Genomic DNA, 20,151 nt, shown 5'->3' with positions numbered 1-20,151 from the left:
GGCACCACCACCCACCCCACCGCGTGCGACGCCTCGTCGCGCGCCGAACAAGGAGTCACCCATGGCACGTAGGAACAAGAAGACGACCGACGTTCGCGGCCTCGTCATCGCGATCACCGGCGCCGCCCGCGGTATCGGTTTCGAGACGGCGACCCGGCTGCGCGATCTGGGCGCGACCGTCGTCATCGGCGACATCGACGACGAGGCGGTCGGCAAGGCGGCCGCGGACCTGGGCCACGACGGGTTCTCGCTCGACGTCACCGACCCCGCGTCGTTCTCGGCGTTCCTCGACTCGGCCGAGGCCGCGGCGGGACCCATCGACGTTCTCATCAACAACGCCGGGATCATGCCGACCGGTCCGCTGCTGAGCTACGACCTCAACGTCGTCAAGCGCAACTTCGACATCGACCTGCTCGGTGTCGTGATCGGCACCCAGGAGGCGGCCAAGCGGATGATCGCGCGCGGCGGCGGCCAGATCATCAACATCGGGTCGGTGGCCGGGCGGTTGCCCGTTCCCGGACTCACCATCTACAACGCCGCCAAGGCGGGGGTCATCGTGTTCTCCGAGGCGTGCGACAACGAGCTGTCGCCGCAGGGTGTCCGCGTCAAGACCGTCAACCCGACGTTCACCCGCACCGCACTCATCTCCGGGATCACCACGAACCGGTTCGTGCAGACGGTGGGACCGGAGCAGGTCGCCGAGCAGGTCGTCAACAGCATCGAGGGCACCAAGACCCACCTGACCGTCCCGCGGTCGATGGCGTGGGTCCACGCGAACGCGGTCATGCCGCCGGCGATGAAGCGGTCGTCGAGCAAGCTCACCGGCATGGACCGCATGTTCCTCAGCTACGACGATGTCGAGCGCGCCGAGTACCTCAAGCGGGTCAACGGCGTCCCCGCCGCACCCGGCAAGCCCTGACCCATACGCCCGCACGACGACACCGCCCACTCGACGACGAGGCCCCCTCCCGGACACATCGGGAGGGGGCCTCGTCGTCGAGTGCGGCGTCAGCGCCGGGCGGTCACCACTGATCGAGGGTGGTGTACCCGTCCTGGATGGCGCGCGCGAAGAGGTTCGCCTTGGAGCGGGCCGGACGGCCGATGGCGGTGTACTTCGCGCGGATGCGCGTGAGGTGGGTGTTGACCGTCGAGGCGGTGATGTAAAGGCGCTCGGCGGCCTCGGCCTTCGAGTCGGCGGCCAGCCAGCCGAGCAACACCTCGACCTCGCGGCGCGAGAGTGCGGGGCGGTCGTCGGTGACGACGCGCAGGGTCACGGTGCGCTGGGGCCGGTGCGCGGTGGTGCTGGAATCCGAGTCGTCGAAGTCGTGGGCGACGGACATGGGTACGATCCTCCCGATTGAACTGCTGCACACATGTGCGATGCAGAAATGATCCTTCGCGGTCGTTCGAGGCGCCAGCTGGACGCTTGTTTCACGCCAAGTCCATACGAAGGTCCATACGTTTCCTGCGGGAACGCTGCACGTCAGGGGAGGGTGGGGGATGAGACCAGACGATGTCCGTACACGTGAGGACCTCGCCCGCGCCCTCACCGAGATCCGCTCGGCAGCGGGTCTCTCCATCCGCGAGACCGCCGCGCGGGCGGGGGCACTCACCCCCACGGTGGGCGGCTGGTTCTCCGGCCAGCACGCCCCCACGGCGTCGAGCGAACCCACCCTGCGCAAGGTGTTGACCGTCTGCGGTGTCGAGGGGCCCGCGGACCAGGCGCCGTGGATCGCCGCCGCCGAACGCGCCCGGCGCCCGGGCGGGCGACGGACACCGTCGACCCCCACCCCATACCTCGGGTTCTCCGCCTTCGGCGTCGAAGACCACGACTGGTTCTTCGGACGCGACGACCTCACCGATCTCGTGATCGGCACCGTGCTCGAGCAGGCCGGCCACCCCACGGCGACGATGCCGGGCGCCGACCGCATGCCGATCGTCACCCTCATCGGACCGTCGGGGGCCGGCAAGTCGTCGGTGTTGCGGGCGGGACTGCTCGCCCAGATGGAGACCGAGAGCGGCTTCTCCGGCTGGCGGCGCACCGTGATGACCCCCGGCGCCGACCCCGTCGGATCCCTCGAGGCCGCGATCGCGGAGCTGCCGCCGGGCGACGGCCCGGTGCTGCTCGCCCTCGACCAGGCCGAGGAGATGTGGACCCTGACGCCCGATCCCGACGCCCGCCGAGGCTTCACCGATCGGCTGATCGAGGTGAGCGACGAGTACGAACTGCTGGTCGTGGTGGCGACTGTGCGAGCAGATTTCTATGGAACGCTGGCTGCCCTGCCCCGCCTCACACGGCCCCTGCAGAACGCACACATCCTGGTACCCGCCCTCGACGAGAGGCAGGTCCGTGAGGTCATCCTCGAACCGGCGCGTGTCGCGGGACTCGAGGTGGCCGATGACCTCGTCGACCTGCTGCTCAGTGATGTGCGTCCCGGTGCGGCGGGGATCGGTGCGGGATCGCTGCCGCTGCTGTCGCACGCTCTGCTGTCGACCTGGACGCAGTCGGACAAACGCACCCTGACCGTCGGCGACTATCTCGCGACCGGCCGCATCAGCGGCGCGGTGGAGCAGACCGCCGAACGGGTCTACGCCGAACTCGACTACGCCGAGAAGGGCGTGGCGCGGCGTCAGCTGCTCGCCATGGCCCACGTCGACGAGGACTCGGCGTCACGCAGGCGAGCGCCGCTCACCGAACTCGGTTTCCCGACCAACGTCGAATTGGCCGAGACCCGCCGCGACGTCCGTCAGCGGCGCGCGGCCGGTGTCCTCGACCGCTTCGCCGCCGCCCGACTGGTGACCGTCGGCGACACCTATGCCGAGGTCACCCACGAGGCGCTCCTGTCGGCGTGGCCGCGCCTGCGCCAGTGGATCTCCGAGGATCGCGACAACCTGCTCGAGCACCGTCGCCTGCAGGCGGTGCTGGCGGTCTGGTCGGACTCCGACGAAGCACCCGAACTCCTCCCGTACGGCGGTCGCCTGGACCTGTTCAACGAATTCGCGCAGTCACCGGAGAACGGTGCGCGGATCAGTGCGGACGAACAACGATTCCTCGATCTCGCCAACGCCCGCAGTGCGCGCCTGCAGTCGGTCGACCGTCGACGGATCCGACAGCTCCGTACCTACGCCGCCGCCGCGACGGTGTTCGCCGTCGTCGCGTTGCTGGCCGCGGTGGTCGCCGTCGTCGCGCGCACCGACGCAGTCGACCAGAAGGAGACCGCCGAGACACTGCGTCAGGATGCGCTGTCGACCCGTCTCGCAGTGCAGGCCGATCAGCAGCGCCTCATCGACCCTGCGTTGTCGATGCAGCTGGCCATGGTCGCCTACCGCATCTCGCCGACCGTCGAGGCGCGGTCTGCGCTCATCGACAACAGTGCCTCGCCGATACCGACCCGACTGCTCACCGCCGAGGGGCCCGCCAAGGTCGCGGCGTCGCCCGATGGATCGCTCGTCGCGGTGGTGGGCTCCGACGACCGGATCCGGCTGTACCGGACCGGACCCCGGGGGATCGATCGGCAGATCGCGACGTTCGGCAGGGGACAGAAGGACAAGCCGCTGTACGGGGTCGCGTTCGGCGCCGATTCCCGCCAGCTGTTCGTCGGCGGAAGCGACACCCTGACGCTGTGGGACCTGTCGAACCCGACGGCTCCGCGGGTCACCACCGATGCTCCGGAGGTCAGCGGCGTCGTCCGCGACATCGCCGTCAACCGCCGGGGGAATCTGCTCGCGGTCGCCGTCGACGGTGCGGGGGTACTGCTCTTCCGGCTCTCGGCGGCGATCCCGGCCAGCTCGACCCCGGCGGCGATGGTGCCGCGGACCCGATGGGACCCGGTCGCGTTGCCCGACAGCGTCGTCGGGGACGGCACGACGGTCGCGTTCTCCCCCGACGGACGTCGTCTCGCCGCGGCCAGCGGCAAGAACCGTTTCGACATCTACTCCCTCGACACCCCGAGCGTGCGAACGCTGGCGTCGGTGGTGCTGCCGGGGGCGATCAACGTCGCCGCAACCGACCTCGCGTTCTCTCCGTCGGGGGATCTCGCGGTGGGGGTCAACAGCCGCGACATCAAGATCTACTCGCTGGCCGATCCCTCCCGCCCCGTCCCGACCCGTGACCTGACGTCGTTCGAGAGCTACGTCAATGGGGTCGATTTCAGCGCCGATGGCCGGTACGTGCTCGGTGCGAGCTCGGACAACACCACCCGAGTCTTCGACCTCACCGGTGGTGAGGATCCACGCGTGCTGCGCAGCGGGGCCGTCGTCGACTCCGCGGTGTTCGTGGGGAACAGGGTGGTGGCGGCGTCGGAGGACGGGACCGTAAAGGTCTGGCCGCCTGGTCAGCCGTCGGTGCAGGCCGGCGTCGACTCGACGTTCCAGTTCGCCTTCGACGCCGACGGGTCGCACTTCATCACCGGTAACGCTGCATCCGACGGTTCGCTGAGCCAGTGGACGGTGGCCCCCACCGGGGCCATCAGTCGCCGCGGCCCGCTTCTCGCGGCGCCCGCCGGCCAGAAGTTCACGTCGCTGTCGTACACCGCCGACGGCGCCACGGCCGCCATCGGTTCCGGAGACGGACAGTTCTATCTGGGCGACTACTCCGACCCCGCCCGTCCGCGCCTGGTCGGATCGACCGCGCCCGCGCTCGGCGGCCTGACCGAGACCGTCGACGTGAGCGACCGATCGAGGCTCGCGGTGGCGGGCACCCTCGCGTCGAATTCGTTGGTGGTCATCGACATCGCCGATCGTGCACGGCCCCGTCGGGTGTCGGCGGTCGACGTCGGATCGGGTGTGGCGTGGACGGCTTTCGCGCCCGACGGCCGTCGCGCCGTGGTCTCGACCACCAACGGCGACGCCGTCCTCGTCGACTTCTCCGACCCGTCGAGACCGAGCATCCTGTCGTCCACCCGACTGTTCGCCTCCTACGCGCTCGCCGCGCGGTTCAGCCCCGACCAGCGACGGCTGGTGGTCACCTCCTCCACGAAGGAGGTGAAGGTGCTCGATGTGTCCGAGCCCCGCCGCCCTGTCGTCACCGACACCCTCACCGGGCCCAACAGCACGATCTACGGGGGAGCCTTCTCCCGGGACGGGACGCAGGTCGCCGCCGCCGGCGCCGACGGCAAGGTGTGGATCTGGGATGTGCGCCGACCGGGGCGCGCGCAGGTCCGTGCACAGCTCCAGGCCTATCCGGGCCGGATCTACGACGTGATGTTCGGACCCGAGGACCGCACGGTGCTCGCGACCGGTGCACGCGGGATCATCCAGGCCTGGCGCCTCGACCCCGACGACATCGTCTCGCAGGTGTGCGCGTCGGGAACGGCACCCATCACCGAGTCCGAGTGGTCGCGTTTCCTGCCCGGCGAGACCTACCGACCGACCTGCCGCTGAGGGGTGGTCCTCTTCCTCAGCCAGGCAGGACGATCGTGGGAACCGTGGCGCCGCTGAGGATCCGGGTCGCCGTCGAACCCAGGAAGACCCGTGCGACACCACTGCGCGGGGTGGTGCCCAACGCGAGGACCTCGCCGGCGGGCCAGTCCACGGAGGCCAGCGCGGCGGCGTGATCGGTGCCGGTGCCCACGACGGTCTCGGTGTCGGCGCCGACGACCCCCGAGGTCACCAGCCGCGCCAACGCGATCCGGGCCTGTTCGGTCCACGCGGCGAGCACCTCACGCTCGGCGCCGAAACCGACCTCGGGTGGGTACATGTCGGCCGGTGCGACCCCGAAACTGGCCACCCGCAGGCGAACCCCGGCGTCGGCCGCGATCGCCGCGGCACGCGCGACGGCCTGATCGCCCTCCGCGGTCGCCGAGTAGGCGCACGTGACGCCGGTGATCCCCGGGCGCTGCGCCGTCGCCTCGTACCCGGGCGGGGCGAGCGCGAGCGGGGTCTCGCTGAAGTGCACCAACCGTCCCGTCGTCGAGCCGAGGGTGATGTGACCGCCGGTCTGGCGACGGGTGCCCATCACCAGCATCGTCGCCCCGAGTCGGCGGGTGGCGGTGATGAGCGCCGCGCTCACCGACCGCTCGGCGATGCGGTGCACCGTGACCGCGGTCGGCAGCGGGTGTCGTTCCAGTGCGGCGCGCGCCGACGATTCGGCGTCGTCGCCCAGACGCCGTGCGTAGGCGGCGAACTCGGCGTCGACCTTCGCCATCGACGGCACCGGCCAGGGCCGGGGGAGTGCGATCACGACGGCGAGATCGCGTCGCAACGACCGACACAGCTCGGTCGCGAGCGCGAGACCGGCCTCGCCGCCGAGCCCGGGCCGGTACCCGACGACGATCGTCACGGCGCGGACTCCAGCGGATCGGCCGAGGTGTTCAGAGCCGAATGGTGACGCCCCCACAGCAGGTAGAACACCAGCACCGCCGACACCCACAGTCCGAAGAAGACGAAGGTGTACCAGTGCAATCCGTAGAGGATGTAGCCACACGCGGCGATGGCCAGGATCGGTGTCAGCGGGTACAGCGGCACCCGGAACGGTCGGTCGAGATCCGGTTCGCGACGACGCAGGATGATCACCCCGAGGCTCACCACGATGAAGGCGACGAGGGTGCCGATGGACACCATGTCGGCGAGGTAGTCCAGCGGGATGAAGCCGGCGAGGATGGCCACGACCACCGCGACGACGATCGTGTTGTTCACCGGGGTCAGCGTCCGCGGGTTCACGCGGGTGAAGAACGACGGCAGCATGCCGTCGCGACCCATCGCGAACAGGATGCGGGTCTGTCCGTAGAGGGTCACCAGGGTGACCGAGAAGATCGAGATCACCGCACCCGCCGAGAGGACCAGCGACGGCCACGTGGCCCCGGTGACGTTGTTCAGGATCTGCGCGAGGCCCGCGTCCTGCTGGGCGGCGAACTCGCTCGACGGCTGCGCCGCCACCGCCGCCAGCGACACCAGCACGTACACGAGGACGACGGTGATCAGCGCGGCGATCAGTGCGCGCGGCATGGTGCGCTGCGGATCCTTCACCTCCTCGCCGGCGGTGGAGATGGTGTCGAGCCCGATGAAGGAGAAGAAGATCGTGCCCGCGGCGAGGGTCACCCCGTGCGCCCCGTCGGCGAAGAACGGCGTCAGGTTGCCGTCGTCGAACGCGGTGAAGGCGATGATCGCGAACATCGCGAGGACGCCGATCTTGATGAACACCATGATCGCGTTCGCGCGGGCCGACTCGCTGGCGCCGCGGATCAGCAGGATCGCGCACATCCCGACGAGAATCATCGCCGGCAGGTTGATCGCACCGGGGTCGTCGTCGAACGGCGCGGCGCTCAGGACGTGCGGTATCTGCGGTAGGTGCAGGTCGCCGAGGAGTTCGTTCAGATACCCGCTCCAGCCGACCGACACCGCCGCCGTCGACACCCCGTACTCCAGCAGGAGGCACCCGGCGACGGCCATGCCGGCGAACTCACCGAGCGTCGCGTAGGCGTAGGAGTACGTCGACCCCGAGACCGGCACCGACGACGCCATCTCGGCGTAGCAGAGGGCGGCGAGTCCGGCGGCGATGCCCGCGAACACGAACGAGATGATGACCGACGGCCCGGCCTCGGGGACCGCCTCGGCCATCACGAAGAAGATGCCGGTGCCGATGGTCGAGCCGATGCCGAAGCTCGCGAGCTGAACGGTGGTGATGTTCCGTTCGAGTCCGGTGTCGGCCTCCGCCTTCCACCCGGTGGGGATCGGTTTGCGCCGCAGCAGGGTGGCGCGCGTGAGGGGTGCGGGGCGGGGTGATCGTGTGGCCACTGCGACTCCTCCGGCGGGGACCTCGACGACGGTCGAGAACCCATCAAAGCATCGCGAGGGCGTCCGCGCGGGGTGGATGCGCCGGTCGGTGCACCTCGCGCCGCTACTGTGGTCGCGAGGTCGGCACTGCAGGTGGGCGTGGAGGTGATCGTGGCGCGCTCGACTCGTTCTGCCCGTCGCGAGGCGCGACGCGAGGTGACGGCGGCGCGTCGAGACCTCGACCGTCTGCTCGGTACCGGCGCCCCGCGCGACCGCACGCCCCGATGGGTCCTCGCCGCGGGTGTCGTGGTGGTGGCGCTGGTGATCGCCACGGTCGCCGTCCTCGTGGTGCGCCATGGCCAGACCCGGTACCGCGACACCGACTTCACCTCCGTCGCACAGACCACGGTGTCGGCGCTGCTGTTGCCCGACGCACGTGACCCCGACCGCGCCCGACAGATCCTGGACGCCTCGACGGGATCGTTCCGCGACGAGTTCGCCCAGTCGACCGGCGCCTACCGCACGCTGGTGACGCGTCTGGGGACGGTCGCGAGCGGCGGTGTCGACGGTGTCGCCGTGGCCTCACGCGACGCCGACGTCGCCGAGGTCCTGGTCACCGCGGTGGTCCTCACCCGTTCGGGGACAGGCGGTTCCGCGTCGGCGCAACCGGGGGGCGCGCCGAATCGCTTCCGGCTGCTCGTGCGCATCGAGCCCGACTCCGGCGAGCTGAAGGTGTCGCGCGTGGAGTTCCTGCCGTGACGGCCCTCGGCTCCCGGATGGCGGTGCCCGGTGTGGGCATCGCGGCGGGCGCGGCCGCGGTGTGGCTCGGTGCGCTGGTCGGTTGGGCACCGTGGTGGGTGTCGTCGGTGGTGACGGTGATCGTGGTCGGTGTCCTCGTCGGTGTGTCGGCACCGGCCGCGCGACGTCGCCGGAATGTCCTCGCGGCAACGACTCTCGCGCTCGTCGTGACCCTCGGCGCGGTGGTCGCGGTGAGTGCGACGCACCTGATCGATCGGCGGGCGGTCGATCACGCCGCCGACGCGGTGGCGCGCGAGGCCGGGCCGCTGGTGTGTCGCATCGTCGACCGCGGAACCGCCGCCGACCGCACCTCGGCCCTCGATGCCGCGACCGACGAGCTCGCCGACCGGTTGCGGTCCGGCGCCGGTGCCCTCGAGGAGGCGCAGGCGCCCGCCGCCGACGTGACCGCCGGATGCGTCCCCGTCGAGACCGGTGTCGGCGGCGTGTCGGCAGATGGTGCGGATGTGGTGGTCGCGGTGAACGTCACCGAACGGCAGGGGGCCGACACCGCCACGCTGGGAAGGGTTCTCGCGGCCCACCTGCGTCGCGTAGACGATCGCTGGCGCGTCTCGAGCGTGGAGGTGCTGCGATGAGTTCACCCGAATCGGCACGGGTGACCGCCGCCCGCGAGCGCCTGGAACGAGCCGTGGCCGCGGTGGAGGCGACGCGGCCCGACGTCGTCCCGCGGCGGCCCCGCGACCCTGCGGCCGGGCATCGCCTGCGTCGCCTGGCGCCGGCGGTCACGATCGCCGTGGTGGTGGCGACGACCGTCGCCGGGATCGTCCTCGGCGTGCTCGCGGCCCGGGCCGACGACGAGCGGGGCCGCGCCGCGTCGGTGGTCGCGGCGACGCGCAGCGCCGTGGCGACCGTGTTGACCGCCGATCCCCGTGACCCCGAGCGCTATCTCGCGTCGGTGCGCCGGGTGAGCAGCGGCGAGTTCCGTCGCCGGATCGACGGCGCGGCCGCCGAGATCACCGCGGCCGTTGCGGCGCAACGGCTGCCCGGCACCGGTCAGGTCGTGGCGGCCGGCGTCGTCGGTGGTCCGGGCGGCTCCGGATCCGCTGACGACCGTTCCCCGGACTCCCGGTCGACGGTCGACCTGCTCGTCGTCGCCGAGGCCACCAACCCCTCGTTGCTCGGCGGGTCCGCGGCCGACGGACGTCTGGTCCTCGATGTCCGTATGGTCCACGGCGCGCAGGGGTGGACCATCGACCGGGCGCAGCTGCGATGACCACCACGCCACGGGTGTCGACGCCGACCGTCGTTTTACGGGCCGTGATCGGTGTGGCCGCGATCGCGGGTATCGGTGCAGCTCTCGTGGTCCTGGGTGCACCGACCTGGGCGTGGCCGCCGGCGGTCGCGGTCGCCCTCGCCGTCGCTGCGCAGCTGGGGACCGTCGTGGTGCACAGACGCCCGGTCGACCGGCGCGACGCGGTGGTCGTGGCCGTGGCGCTGGTGGCCGTGACGACCACCCTCGTGGGTGCGTCGCTGCGGCCCGGCCAGGACGACGCCGGCCCCGACCCGACCCTGCTGGACACGACGCGGTCGACGATGACCGCGCTCTTCGATTTCGTCCCCGCCGATTTCGCCGCCGCTCCCGCCGCTCGCCGCGCCGCGGAGATCACGCCGCTGCTGACCGGTCGACTGCTCGCCGACTACCGCAGTCAGGGCCCCAACGTCGCACTGGCGTCGGCGGTCGAGACGGGTGCGTCGTCGTCGCTCGCGATCACCGGCGTGGGGGTGGCACCCACCGCCCCCGACCCCGACGACACCGACGGACAGAGCATGCGGCTGTTGGTGTTCGCCACCCAGATGATCGAGATCCCCACGGCCGCGCCGTCGCGCGCCACGGTGCCGATCGCGCGGTGGGTCGTGATGCGTAGAGTCGACGACAGGTGGCGCATGGCCGATCTGTACCCCGTGGGGATCGACGGATGAGTGGTGCGTCCGCTCTCGATGCGAGGAGATGTGGATGAGCGGTGGAGTGGTCGTTGTCGGTGCGGGACTCGCGGGTGCGCGTCTCGCGGAATACCTTCGGCAGGCGGGGTTCTCCGACGCCATCACGTTGATCGGCCGCGAGGAGCACATCCCCTACGACCGCCCGCCGCTGTCGAAGGCCGTCTTGCGCGGCGAACGTGATCTCGTGGAACTCAAACCCGAGCAGTGGTACACCGACAACCACGTGACCCTCACTCTGGGCGTCGAGGTGACCGATGTCGACGCGGGAGCCCGCACGGTGTCGGTCGGTGACGGTGTCACGGTCGACTACGACTCCCTGGTGCTGGCAACGGGTCTCGATCCGCGCATGCTGCCCGGAACCGAGAGCCTGACGGGTGTGCACGTGCTGCGCACCTACGATGATGCCGTCGCCCTGCGCGCCGAGGCCACCGACGGGGCCCGCGTGGTGGTGGTCGGGGCCGGGTTCATCGGGTGCGAGGTCGCGGCGAGCCTCTCGACCGCCGGCGCGTCGGTGACCATCGTGGAACCCGCCGACACCGCGTTGAGCGCGGCGCTGGGACCCGTGATCGGCAAGCGTGTCGAGAGATTGCACACCGACCGCGGCGTCACCGTGCGCACCGGTGTCGGTGTCAACGAGATCGTCGCCGAGTCCGGTGTCGTGACCGCGGTTTCCCTCGACGACGGCACCCGGATCGACACCGACATCGTCGTCCTCGGGATCGGCTCGACCCCGATGACGGGACTCGCGGAATCGATCGGTCTCGATCTCGCCGATCGCGCCCACGGTGGTGGGATCGCCTGTGACGCACGGGGGAAGACCTCGGTCGACGGGATCTTCGCGCTGGGCGACGTCGCCATCTGGTCCGACGAGTCGGGTGTGTTCGGCCATCGTGTCGAACACTGGAACCACGTGGTGGAGCAGGCGAAGGTGCTCGCCGACACCCTTGTCGGGGCGGACGCTGCCTCGAAGACCCCGGTGGTGCACTACTTCTGGACCGATCAGTTCGATCTGAAGATCCAGTGCCTCGGCTCCCCGGCGGCCGACGACGAGGTGCACATGGTCGACTCCGACGGTGACAAGTTCCTCGCCTACTTCAGCCGCGACGGCGTGCTGACCGGTGTCGTGGGTGCGGGACGTGCGGGTGCGGTCATGAAGATGCGCGCCACCGTCGCCGCCGACACCCCGATCGCCGACCTGCTCTCCTGAGGGGTCGCGGTGGGGGCTGTCGGGCGCGACGCGACCGCGGTGATGGCCGCGGTCGATGCGCTCGGCGACCCCGACCGCGCCGCCGGGTCGCTGCGGTTCTTCAAGTCCGGTCCCGGCGACTACGGCGAGGGTGATCGCTTCGTCGGCGTACCCGTCCCACGGCTGCGGTCGCTCGTGCGGTCGTTCCGCGGCCTCGACGCGCCCGGGGTCGTCGACCTGCTCGACAGTCCCGTGCACGAACACCGACTCATCGGCCTGTTCCTCCTGCGCGACGGCTTCGAACGCAGCGACACCGAGGCCGACCGGGCGGCCTGGGTCGAGGTCTACCTCGACGCCATCGCCCGCGGGCGGGTGAACAACTGGGACCTCGTGGACAGTTCCGCCGACCCGATCCTCGGCGTGTGGCTGCTCGACCGCCCGCGGGAACTGCTCACCCGTTTCGCCGCCGACGACGACCTGTGGTGCCGGCGGGTCGGGATCGTCGCCACGTTCGCGTTCATCCGCCGCGGCCGTGCGTCGACGCTGTACGAGATCGCGCCGCTGGTCATCGCCGATCGCCGCGACCTCATCCAGAAGGCGTTCGGCTGGATGCTGCGGGAGGCCGGAAAACGCTGCGACCGAGATGAACTGGTGGGTTACCTCGAGTCCCACGCCGCCGCGATGGGTCGCACGGCCCTGTCGTACGCGACCGAACACCTCGACGCCGACCATCGCGCCGCGCTGCGGGCACTGCGGTAGTCGACGGGCTTCCCCTCCGGGGGCCGTCGAGTCCGATAGCATCCGATCCGAGCAGAAGTCTGAGGGGGAAATCATGCGGCGTGGAGTCGTGCACGTGACCGGGCGAGCGGGGTCGCTCGCCGCGCTGGTGGTCACCGCGGTCGTGGTGGTCTCCGGCGGCGGGACGGCGGTGGCGAACGCCGGTCCGGAGGCGAGCTATCGGGTGACGGTCGGTCAGAACGGTGCGATGACGTCGACCCTGTCGGGCGCCACCTTCGCGCGCACGTCCGACGGCCTCGTCGTCACCGACGACCACGGTCACGCGATCGACCGAGTTCCCGCGGCGCTCGCCCTCGACGGGGTCGACGTCCCGTTGCGGACGACGGTGGCGGCGAACGGCCGCACCGCCACGATCGCGCCGGACCTGACACCGGGCGTGACCGCTGCGATCAAGCGTGGGGCACATCCGGTCTCGGCGCGAAAGGACCGCGCGTACTACGCCATGTTGTTCCACGTCGCCAACGGGCTGAACCGTGCGGGCACCGTCTCGGCGGCCGCGGGTGCGGGTGTCGGCACGGTCGTCGGTGCCGCGGTGGGGCTCGTCGTCGGGTGCTCGGTTCTCGGTGCCTGTCTCCTGGCGATCCCGGCCGCGGCCGCGGGCGCCGCGATCGGTGCGACGGTGGCCGGTGCGATCGGCACCCAGTACGGCGACCCGAAGGCCGCGCAGTCGGTGCTGACCTGGCTCACCACCCGCTGAGCGCCGGCGGGCCGGCTCAGAATTCGCGCCGGCGGGCCGGCTCAGAATTCGATCGTGAGGTGGTCGGAGGTGGGGCGGGCCTGGCAGCCGAGGATGTACCCGTCGTCGATGTCCTCCTGATCGAGGGCGCCCACGTTGGCCATCTCGACGGTGCCGTCGACGACGGTGCATGCACACGAACCACATTCACCTTCGCGGCACGAGTACGGCACGTCGAGTCCGGCCGCCATCATGATGTCGACCAGTGTTTGGCTGCGGGGCCACGACAACTCGTGGACGGTGCCGTCGAGCTCGACCGACACCGATGCGGCGTCGGCGGACTCCTCGGCGCTGACGACCGCGACGTCGGGATCGTCGAACGGATCTCCGGACAGGGAGGTGAAGACCTCGGCGTGCACCTGCTTGTGGCCGAAACCGGCGTCGGCCAGTGCGGTGTGCACGGCGTCCATGAAGGGGCCGGGTCCGCACATGTACGCGTGGTGGGCGGCGTAGGGCCGGAGCAGAGCGGTGAGCGCGGCGACCCCGGGCAGGCCCTGCACGGTCTCGAGCCAGTGGATGACGGTGAGTCGCTCCGGGTGCGTCGCGTGCAGGGCGCGGATCTCCTCGGCGAAGATGACGTCGTCCTGGCTGCGGTTGGCGTAGAACAGCACGACCGGTCCCGATCCGGTCGTGAGCGCGGCCTTGAGGATCGACATGATCGGCGTGATGCCGCTGCCGGCGGCGAGCAACAGCAGGGGGGTGTCGAGGTCGGCGGGGGTGAACACGCCCGACGGCGGGAGGACCTCGACCTCGTCGCCGGGTGAAGCGTTGTCGCACAGCCAGTTCGACCCGTATCCGTCGGCGGTGCGTTTGACGGTCACCTTCGGTTTCGCGTCGGTCGACGGCGACGATGCCAGCGAGTAGCACCGGGCGACCGAGCCGGTCCGATCGCTGGGGATACGCAGCGTGAGGAACTGGCCGGGCTTGTAGTCGAAGCGGTCGGTGTGTTCGGCGGGCACGTCGAACACCAGCGACCGGGCGTCGGCGGTCTCCTCGATCACCTCGGCGATCGTGAGGACGACGCTCCGGGTGCTGTGGGGCGTGATCGCCGTCATCGGCCACCTCTCTCGCAAAATGAGAACACGTTCTAGTTTTGAGGATACCTATCGCGCGGTGCCCTCCGCCAGGGTGGTGTGGGCCGATGGACTCGAGCCCTTCAGGTCGGGGCCACCGCCGGCCACCGCGACGCCGGTCGACTACAGCGCCCGTAGACCCCGATCGAGAATACGGCTGCCGTCTGTCAGCAGGGTGGCGAGGTCGGCCGCGGGGTCGGTCAACCATTGTTCGTAGGCGGCGAGCGCGACACCGAGCATCAGCCACCCGGCGGTCTGCGGGAGGTGGTCGTCGCGCGACGCCCCGGTGCGCCGGGCGACGAAATCGGCGATCACGTCACGCCAGCCGGTGTACATCAGCATCGAATGCGCCTGCAGCGCAGGGACCTCGAGCAGGAGTCGCATGCGACGCCGGTGACTGCTCAGGTGGTCGGCATCGACGCGGTTGAACTCGACCAGGGCGGTCTGCAGCGCGACCGCGACGGGCAGATCGTCGCCGAGGGCGTCGAGGTGGGCGCGCATCGCGCCGAGGTGCACATCGAAGTCCCCCCAGGGGATCGCGTTCTTCGACGGGTAGTAGCGGAACAGTGTGCGGCGGGCTATCCCCGCGGCCTCGGCGACGTCGTCGACGCTCGTCTCGTCGAATCCCTGCCGAGTGAACAGGTCGATGGCGACCTCGCTGATCACCGCGCGCGTCGTACGCGGACGGCGTCCGAGCTGCGGAGACGTCATCGCCGCCTTTCGTGGGACGGCTGCGCCGGGAGATCGGTTCGGCCGAGGTCTGGATTTTCTGCACTCGGTGCCATTATAGTCCGTCGTGACCCACGTCACCATCGAGAGGACATCATGAGCGAAAACACATCCGTCCCGTCCACCGACGTCACCGCACCCGTGACCGACGACGCCGAACTCGTGACCGAGAGCCTGGTCGAAGAGGTCTCCATCGACGGCATGTGCGGCGTCTACTGACATGACGGCCGCCGTCACGGCCGACCGGTTCGATCTCGGTGCCCCCTGGATGCTCAATCCCAGTGTGGCGCTGCGTCCGGAGCCGTTCGGGGCGCTGCTGTACCACTTCGGGACCCGCAAGCTGTCGTTCCTCAAGAACCTGATCGTCGTGGACCTCGTGAGGTCGCTCGCCGAGCACCCCAGCGCCGAGGCGGCGCTGGCCGCGTGCGGCATCGCCGACGCCGATCGTCCCCTCTACCTCCAGGCACTCACCTCGCTCGCGGCGTCGGCGACGATCGTGCCCGCCGACCGTCCCCGGGAGTCCGCATGACCGCCACGATCGATCGTCCCGCTGCATCGCAACCCGTCGGTCGTCTCGTCGACCAGTTCGAGAAGGGGCTCGATGCGCCGATCTGTCTGACGTGGGAGCTCACCTACGCCTGCAACCTGGCGTGTGTGCACTGCCTGTCGTCGTCGGGCAAGCGTGATCCGCGTGAGCTGAGCACCGAGCAGTGCAAGGCGATCATCGACGAGTTGCAGCGGATGCAGGTGTTCTACGTCAACATCGGCGGCGGTGAGCCCACGGTGCGCCCGGACTTCTGGGAGCTCGTGGACTATGCGACGAGTCATCAGGTGGGAGTGAAGTTCTCCACCAACGGATTACGGATCGACAAGGCCGTCGCGGCGCGGTTGGCGGCGTCGGACTACGTCGACGTGCAGATCTCGCTGGACGGCGCGACCGCGGAGGTCAACGACGCCGTGCGCGGCCCGGGGTCGTTCGACATGGCCATCCGCGCGCTGGAGAACCTGTCCGAGGCGGGTTTCGCCGACGCCAAGATCTCGGTGGTCGTCACACGGCACAACGTGTCCCAGCTCGACGAGTTCAAGGACCTGGCCGATCGATTCGGCGCGACGTTGCGGATCACCCGTCTGCGACCGTCGGGTCGCGGCGCGGACGTGTGGGACGACCTGCACCCGTTGCCGTCTCAGCAGCGTGAGCTCTACGACTGGCTCGTCGCCCGCGGCGACGGCGTCCTCACCGGCGACTCGTTCTTCCACCTCGCCGCGTTCGCCGAGCCCGGTCAGGGCGGCCTGCCCGGACTGAACCTGTGTGGAGCGGGTCGAGTGGTCTGCCTCATCGACCCGATCGGTGACGTCTACGCCTGCCCGTTCGCGATCCACGAGAACTTCCTGGCCGGGAACATCCTGGCCGACGGCGGTTTCGCGACCATCTGGCAGCAGTCCGAGTTGTTCGGAGAACTGCGCGAACCGCAGAATGCCGGCGCGTGCACGAAGTGCGCACACTTCGACGCCTGCCGCGGCGGCTGCATGGCGGCGAAGTTCTTCACCGGGCTGCCCCTGGCGGGTCCGGACCCCGAATGCGTGCAGGGGTTCGGCGAGGAGTTGCTCGCCGGCGAACGCACCGCCCCGACGGCCAACAAAGACCACTCGCGTGGCGTTCCGCTCACTCTGATGACTCGACCGCCGAGCCGTGACTGTGACGAGAACCCGCTCGCGGGTTTCGCTCCCGCCTGACCCTCATCTGACGAAAGTAGTTGCTCGACATGGTCAATCCCTGGTTCGAAACCGTTCTCGAGGCGCAGCGCCGCGCGAAGAAGCGGCTGCCCAAGTCGGTGTACTCCTCGCTCGTAGCCGGCAGTGAGAAAGGCATCACGCTGCACGACAACGTCGAGGCGTTCGCCGAGATCGGTTTCGCCCCGCATGTCGTCGGTGCACACGCCGAGCGTGAGCAGGCGACATCGATCATGGGCCAGGAGATCTCGATGCCGGTCCTCATCTCGCCGACCGGTGTCCAGGCAGTCGACAAGGAGGGTGAGGTCGCCGTCGCACGCGCGGCGGCGGCCCGCGGGACCGCGATGGGGCTGTCGAGTTTCGCCAGCAAGCCGATCGAGGAGGTGACCGCGGTCAACGACAAGATCTTCTTCCAGGCCTACTGGCTCAACTCCCGCGAGGACATCCTCAAACGCGCCGAGCGGGCCCGCGCGGCAGGGGCCAAGGGTCTCATCGTCACCACCGACTGGTCGTTCTCCATGGGGCGCGACTGGGGGAGTCCGGAGATCCCCGAGAAGGTCGACCTCAAGGCTCTGCTGAAACTGGCGCCCGAGATCGCGATGCGCCCCCGGTACGCGTGGGACTGGTTCAACAAGGGCAAGCCGATCATCCCGGATCTCACCGCCCCCAACGTCGTCGACAAGGGGCAGACCGGTCCGACGTTCTTCGGCGCCTACGGTCAGTGGATGGCGACCGCGCCGCCGTCGTGGGAGGACCTCGCGTGGCTGCGTGAGCAGTGGGGCGGACCGTTCATGGTCAAGGGCATCACCCGACTCGACGACGCCAAGCGTGCCCGCGACATCGGCGCCACGGCGCTGTCGGTGTCGAATCACGGTGGCAACAACCTCGACGGCACCCCGGCCACCATCCGCATGCTCGGACCGATCGCCGACGCCGTCGGCGACGACATGCAGGTCCTGCTCGACGGCGGCATCCGCCGCGGCAGCGACGTCGTCAAGGCGCTCGCCCTCGGCGCCGACGCGGTCATGATCGGACGGGCCTACCTCTGGGGCCTGGCCGCCAACGGCCAGACCGGCGTCGAGAACGTCCTCGACATCCTGCGCGGCGGCATCGACTCCGCCCTGATGGGGCTGGGTCGCAAGAGCATCCACGAACTGACCCGCGGCGACATCATCATCCCCGAGGGATTCGAGCGTCGGTTCGGCGACACGACCGATCGGGAGACCGCGGAGCTCGCGTCGAAAACAAACTAGAACACGTTCCAGTTTGGGGTAGTCTGACCCGATGGGACGTTTCGACGGCAAGGTCGTCTACATCACCGGCATCGCCCGGGGCCAGGGTCGCAACCATGCAATCCGCTTCGCTGAGGAGGGTGCCGCGGTGATCGGCCTCGACATCGCCGGACCGGTCGCCGACCACACCACCTACCCCCACGCGACCGCCGACGACCTGGCCGAGACCATCGCGGCGGTCGAGGGCGCCGGCGGCAAGATCCTTGCGCGCCAGGGCGACACCCGTGATCTCGCGTTCCAGGAGCAGTTGGTCGCCGACGGTCTGGAGCAGTTCGGTGCGATCGACCTCGTCATCGCGAACGCCGGCATCCTCACGTGGGGGCAGTCGTGGGAGCTCACCGAGGCGCAGTTCTCCGACGTCATCGACGTGAACGTCGGCGGTACGTGGAAGACGCTGCGCGCGACCCTGCCGACGATGATCGACGCGGGCAACGGGGGCTCGATCGTGGTGGTCAGCTCCTCGGCGGGTCTCAAGGCCATGCCGCTGCAGGCCTCCTACACCGCGTCGAAGTTCGCACTCACCGGAATGGCGCAGACGGTGGCGAAAGAGGTGGGGGAGTACAAGATCCGCGTCAACACCATCCACCCCTACGCCGTCGACACCCCGATGGCGTTCGAGGACACCTCGGCCCAACACGCCTTCACCATCAGGAAGTACCAGCCGCATTTCGCGCCGATCCTCAACGAGCCGTTCTTCTCGTCCCGCGACGAGGTGACGTCACTGGTGATGTACCTCTGCAGCGACGACGCGCGCACCATCACCGCATCGACCTTCTCGATGGACCAGGGGAGCGTGAAGGTCTAGGCAGATCGCGCACGGAGCAGGCGGGTCTGCGTCGGCGTCAGTCGGCCCAGACCGCTGTGAGCTCGGTGGCCGAGCGTGCCGGCGCCACCGGTGCGCCGGTCCGTGTGCGCGAGAAGCGTGGTGCGGGAGCGGCTTGCATCACGTCGTCCATCTCCTGCAGGTTGGCGCGCGCGGCCATGTGTGGGTCGGCCGGGGCCTCGGCGAAGGTCAGGACCGGGGTCGTGCAGGCGTCGGTGCCGGCGAAGACCTCCGCCCACTCGTCACGGGTGCGCGAGGCGAAGGTCTCGGTGAACACCGTGCGCAACTCGTCCCAGCGGGCGATGTCGTTCTGATCGGGGATGTCGGCGTCGGCGAGCCCGAGACCGGCGATCAACTGCGCGTAGAACTGGGGCTCGATCGCCCCGACCGCCATGTACTTCCCGTCGGAGGTCTCGTACACCTCGTACCACGGTGCGCCGGTGTCGAGCATGTTGACGCCGCGCTCGTCACGCCAGAGGCCGGTGCCGCGGAAGGCCCACATCATCTGTCCCAGAACCGAAGCGCCGTCGACCATGGCCGCGTCGACCACCTGGCCCGCGCCGGAGACCGCGCGCTCGACGAGCGCGGCGAGCACACCCTGCACGAGGAACATCGACCCGCCGCCGAAGTCGCCGACGAGGTTCAGCGGCGGCACCGGTCGCTCGCCCGCACGACCGATGGCGTGCAGCATGCCGGTCATCGAGATGTAGTTGATGTCGTGCCCGGCGCGGTCGGCCATCGGGCCGTCCTGGCCCCAACCGGTCATGCGGCCGTAGACCAGGCGGGGGTTCACGCCCAGGAGGTCGTCGGGTCCGAGGCCCAGGCGCTCCATGACGCCGGGCCGGAACCCCTCGAGCAGCACATCGGCCCGCTCGACGAGACGGATCACCTCGGCCCTGTCGTCGGGCGACTTGAGGTCGGCCTCCACGACCGCCGACCGGCCCCGCAGGAGTTGGTCGGCGTTGCGACCCGGGGCCGGCAGGGTCCCGGCGCGCTGGACGCGGACCACGTCCGCCCCGAGGTCGGCCAGCATCATCGCGGCGTGCGGGCCGGGCCCGATGCCCGCGAACTCCACGACCCGGATGCCCGTCAGCGGGCCCTGGCGTCGGTCGTTGCTCGACTGCTCACTCGAACTCATCGAAGTACCTCGTGGTCGGTTGCCGGTGGAAGGACCGAGCGCTCGCTCTGTCGCTGTCAGCATCGCATGCGGCCGTGGTGATCGCTGTCACCGGGTGGTTTGCCGGCCGGTCCGGCGCGCCGGGTCGCGAAACGCCGCCAACGGTGAAAAGCGTTCGCCGCTTCGTGTGTTCAGG

Annotated in this window: 20 protein-coding genes; 14 read left to right on the top strand and 6 right to left on the bottom strand. The window is 70.0% G+C overall.

Going from position 1 to position 20,151, the window contains the following annotated elements:
• Positions 1-61: 61 nt before the first annotated feature.
• Positions 62-919 (top strand): SDR family oxidoreductase, encoded by an 858-nt coding sequence (locus tag ACQ7HM_RS00945; protein ID WP_434214376.1) that lies wholly within the window; start codon positions 62-64, stop codon positions 917-919.
• Between the two features lie 103 nt (positions 920-1,022).
• Here the strand turns inward: ACQ7HM_RS00945 and ACQ7HM_RS00940 are convergent, their stop codons facing one another.
• The gene (locus ACQ7HM_RS00940; protein ID WP_434214375.1) at positions 1,023-1,340 is read right to left on the bottom strand and encodes a LuxR C-terminal-related transcriptional regulator; all 318 of its coding nucleotides are present in this window, start codon (positions 1,338-1,340) and stop codon (positions 1,023-1,025) included.
• Between the two features lie 160 nt (positions 1,341-1,500).
• On the opposite strand from ACQ7HM_RS00940, the gene ACQ7HM_RS00935 reads away from it, so the two are divergent.
• A complete protein-coding gene (locus ACQ7HM_RS00935; RefSeq protein WP_434214374.1) occupies positions 1,501-5,382 on the top strand; it encodes an nSTAND1 domain-containing NTPase in 3,882 nt (1,293 codons plus the stop codon).
• A 16-nt stretch (positions 5,383-5,398) separates the two neighbouring features.
• Here ACQ7HM_RS00935 and ACQ7HM_RS00930 read toward each other — a convergent pair whose 3' ends face one another.
• Both ACQ7HM_RS00930 and ACQ7HM_RS00925 read right to left on the bottom strand, forming a co-directional pair.
• A complete protein-coding gene (locus tag ACQ7HM_RS00930; RefSeq protein ID WP_434214373.1) occupies positions 5,399-6,280 on the bottom strand; it encodes a universal stress protein in 882 nt (293 codons plus the stop codon).
• Entirely contained in the window at positions 6,277-7,689 is a 1,413-nt protein-coding gene (locus tag ACQ7HM_RS00925; RefSeq protein WP_434215592.1) for an amino acid permease, read from the bottom strand. The genes ACQ7HM_RS00930 and ACQ7HM_RS00925 overlap by 4 nt, the downstream gene beginning before the upstream one ends.
• Before the next feature lie 195 nt (positions 7,690-7,884).
• On the opposite strand from ACQ7HM_RS00925, the gene ACQ7HM_RS00920 reads away from it, so the two are divergent.
• The 7 genes from ACQ7HM_RS00920 (at position 7,885) to ACQ7HM_RS00890 (ending at position 13,151) form a co-directional block, all read left to right on the top strand.
• Positions 7,885-8,472: a hypothetical protein gene (locus ACQ7HM_RS00920; RefSeq protein WP_434214372.1), complete on the top strand. Its 588-nt coding sequence runs from the start codon at positions 7,885-7,887 to the stop codon at positions 8,470-8,472.
• Positions 8,469-9,104, top strand: a complete 636-nt coding sequence (locus tag ACQ7HM_RS00915) for a hypothetical protein (RefSeq protein ID WP_434214371.1) — start codon at positions 8,469-8,471, stop codon at positions 9,102-9,104. Before ACQ7HM_RS00920 ends, ACQ7HM_RS00915 begins: the two co-directional genes overlap by 4 nt.
• Complete coding sequence (locus ACQ7HM_RS00910; RefSeq protein ID WP_434214370.1) at positions 9,101-9,742, top strand: hypothetical protein; 642 nt, start codon at positions 9,101-9,103, stop codon at positions 9,740-9,742. The genes ACQ7HM_RS00915 and ACQ7HM_RS00910 overlap by 4 nt, the downstream gene beginning before the upstream one ends.
• Entirely contained in the window at positions 9,739-10,449 is a 711-nt protein-coding gene (locus ACQ7HM_RS00905; RefSeq protein ID WP_434214369.1) for a hypothetical protein, read from the top strand. The genes ACQ7HM_RS00910 and ACQ7HM_RS00905 overlap by 4 nt, the downstream gene beginning before the upstream one ends.
• A gap of 34 nt (positions 10,450-10,483) precedes the next feature.
• A complete protein-coding gene (locus ACQ7HM_RS00900) occupies positions 10,484-11,677 on the top strand; it encodes an NAD(P)/FAD-dependent oxidoreductase (protein ID WP_434214368.1) in 1,194 nt (397 codons plus the stop codon).
• A 42-nt stretch (positions 11,678-11,719) separates the two neighbouring features.
• A complete protein-coding gene (locus ACQ7HM_RS00895; protein WP_434215591.1) occupies positions 11,720-12,415 on the top strand; it encodes a DNA alkylation repair protein in 696 nt (231 codons plus the stop codon).
• A 94-nt stretch (positions 12,416-12,509) separates the two neighbouring features.
• Positions 12,510-13,151: a hypothetical protein gene (locus ACQ7HM_RS00890; RefSeq protein ID WP_434214367.1), complete on the top strand. Its 642-nt coding sequence runs from the start codon at positions 12,510-12,512 to the stop codon at positions 13,149-13,151.
• A gap of 41 nt (positions 13,152-13,192) precedes the next feature.
• Here ACQ7HM_RS00890 and ACQ7HM_RS00885 read toward each other — a convergent pair whose 3' ends face one another.
• Both ACQ7HM_RS00885 and mftR read right to left on the bottom strand, forming a co-directional pair.
• The gene (locus ACQ7HM_RS00885) at positions 13,193-14,245 is read right to left on the bottom strand and encodes a 2Fe-2S iron-sulfur cluster-binding protein (protein ID WP_434214366.1); all 1,053 of its coding nucleotides are present in this window, start codon (positions 14,243-14,245) and stop codon (positions 13,193-13,195) included.
• A 141-nt stretch (positions 14,246-14,386) separates the two neighbouring features.
• Positions 14,387-14,974 (bottom strand): mycofactocin system transcriptional regulator, encoded by a 588-nt coding sequence (mftR, locus tag ACQ7HM_RS00880; protein WP_434214365.1) that lies wholly within the window; start codon positions 14,972-14,974, stop codon positions 14,387-14,389.
• Positions 14,975-15,133: 159 nt separating this feature from the next.
• Between mftR and mftA the strand changes: the two genes are divergently transcribed.
• Genes mftA through ACQ7HM_RS00855 form a run of 5 tightly spaced genes read left to right on the top strand, consistent with a single transcriptional unit; the run spans position 15,134 to position 18,820 of the window.
• The gene (gene mftA / locus ACQ7HM_RS00875; protein ID WP_434215590.1) at positions 15,134-15,211 is read left to right on the top strand and encodes a mycofactocin precursor MftA; all 78 of its coding nucleotides are present in this window, start codon (positions 15,134-15,136) and stop codon (positions 15,209-15,211) included.
• Position 15,212: 1 nt separating this feature from the next.
• Positions 15,213-15,521: a mycofactocin biosynthesis chaperone MftB gene (gene mftB, locus ACQ7HM_RS00870; RefSeq protein WP_434214364.1), complete on the top strand. Its 309-nt coding sequence runs from the start codon at positions 15,213-15,215 to the stop codon at positions 15,519-15,521.
• Complete coding sequence (mftC, locus tag ACQ7HM_RS00865; RefSeq protein ID WP_434214363.1) at positions 15,518-16,726, top strand: mycofactocin radical SAM maturase; 1,209 nt, start codon at positions 15,518-15,520, stop codon at positions 16,724-16,726. Before mftB ends, mftC begins: the two co-directional genes overlap by 4 nt.
• A 29-nt stretch (positions 16,727-16,755) precedes the next feature.
• Positions 16,756-17,976, top strand: coding sequence for a pre-mycofactocin synthase MftD (gene mftD, locus ACQ7HM_RS00860; RefSeq protein ID WP_434214362.1), 1,221 nt, complete (start codon positions 16,756-16,758; stop codon positions 17,974-17,976).
• A gap of 31 nt (positions 17,977-18,007) precedes the next feature.
• Complete coding sequence (locus tag ACQ7HM_RS00855) at positions 18,008-18,820, top strand: mycofactocin-coupled SDR family oxidoreductase (protein WP_434214361.1); 813 nt, start codon at positions 18,008-18,010, stop codon at positions 18,818-18,820.
• A gap of 37 nt (positions 18,821-18,857) precedes the next feature.
• On the opposite strand, the gene ACQ7HM_RS00850 is transcribed toward ACQ7HM_RS00855, so the two are convergent.
• Positions 18,858-19,976 (bottom strand): CaiB/BaiF CoA transferase family protein, encoded by a 1,119-nt coding sequence (locus ACQ7HM_RS00850; RefSeq protein WP_434214360.1) that lies wholly within the window; start codon positions 19,974-19,976, stop codon positions 18,858-18,860.
• Between the last annotated feature and the right edge of the window lie 175 nt (positions 19,977-20,151).

The sequence above is a fragment of the Williamsia sp. MIQD14 genome (genome assembly GCF_051025635.1).
Lineage (GTDB): Bacteria > Actinomycetota > Actinomycetes > Mycobacteriales > Mycobacteriaceae > Williamsia_A.
Note: the sequence above shows the minus strand (reverse complement) of the source record. Positions and strands in the feature narration are given on the sequence as shown.

What these genes read in the sequence shown, in the direction of transcription:
- ACQ7HM_RS00945 (WP_434214376.1), top strand. Translation starts at nt 62, where the DNA reads ATGGCACGTAGGAACAAGAAGACGACCGACGTTCGCGGCCTCGTCATC.
- ACQ7HM_RS00940 (WP_434214375.1), bottom strand. Translation starts at nt 1,340, where the DNA reads ATGTCCGTCGCCCACGACTTCGACGACTCGGATTCCAGCACCACCGCG.
- ACQ7HM_RS00935 (WP_434214374.1), top strand. Translation starts at nt 1,501, where the DNA reads ATGAGACCAGACGATGTCCGTACACGTGAGGACCTCGCCCGCGCCCTC.
- ACQ7HM_RS00910 (WP_434214370.1), top strand. Translation starts at nt 9,101, where the DNA reads ATGAGTTCACCCGAATCGGCACGGGTGACCGCCGCCCGCGAGCGCCTG.
- ACQ7HM_RS00905 (WP_434214369.1), top strand. Translation starts at nt 9,739, where the DNA reads ATGACCACCACGCCACGGGTGTCGACGCCGACCGTCGTTTTACGGGCC.
- ACQ7HM_RS00900 (WP_434214368.1), top strand. Translation starts at nt 10,484, where the DNA reads ATGAGCGGTGGAGTGGTCGTTGTCGGTGCGGGACTCGCGGGTGCGCGT.
- ACQ7HM_RS00895 (WP_434215591.1), top strand. Translation starts at nt 11,720, where the DNA reads ATGGCCGCGGTCGATGCGCTCGGCGACCCCGACCGCGCCGCCGGGTCG.
- ACQ7HM_RS00885 (WP_434214366.1), bottom strand. Translation starts at nt 14,245, where the DNA reads ATGACGGCGATCACGCCCCACAGCACCCGGAGCGTCGTCCTCACGATC.
- mftR (WP_434214365.1), bottom strand. Translation starts at nt 14,974, where the DNA reads ATGACGTCTCCGCAGCTCGGACGCCGTCCGCGTACGACGCGCGCGGTG.
- mftB (WP_434214364.1), top strand. Translation starts at nt 15,213, where the DNA reads ATGACGGCCGCCGTCACGGCCGACCGGTTCGATCTCGGTGCCCCCTGG.
- mftC (WP_434214363.1), top strand. Translation starts at nt 15,518, where the DNA reads ATGACCGCCACGATCGATCGTCCCGCTGCATCGCAACCCGTCGGTCGT.
- mftD (WP_434214362.1), top strand. Translation starts at nt 16,756, where the DNA reads ATGGTCAATCCCTGGTTCGAAACCGTTCTCGAGGCGCAGCGCCGCGCG.
- ACQ7HM_RS00855 (WP_434214361.1), top strand. Translation starts at nt 18,008, where the DNA reads ATGGGACGTTTCGACGGCAAGGTCGTCTACATCACCGGCATCGCCCGG.
- ACQ7HM_RS00850 (WP_434214360.1), bottom strand. Translation starts at nt 19,976, where the DNA reads ATGAGTTCGAGTGAGCAGTCGAGCAACGACCGACGCCAGGGCCCGCTG.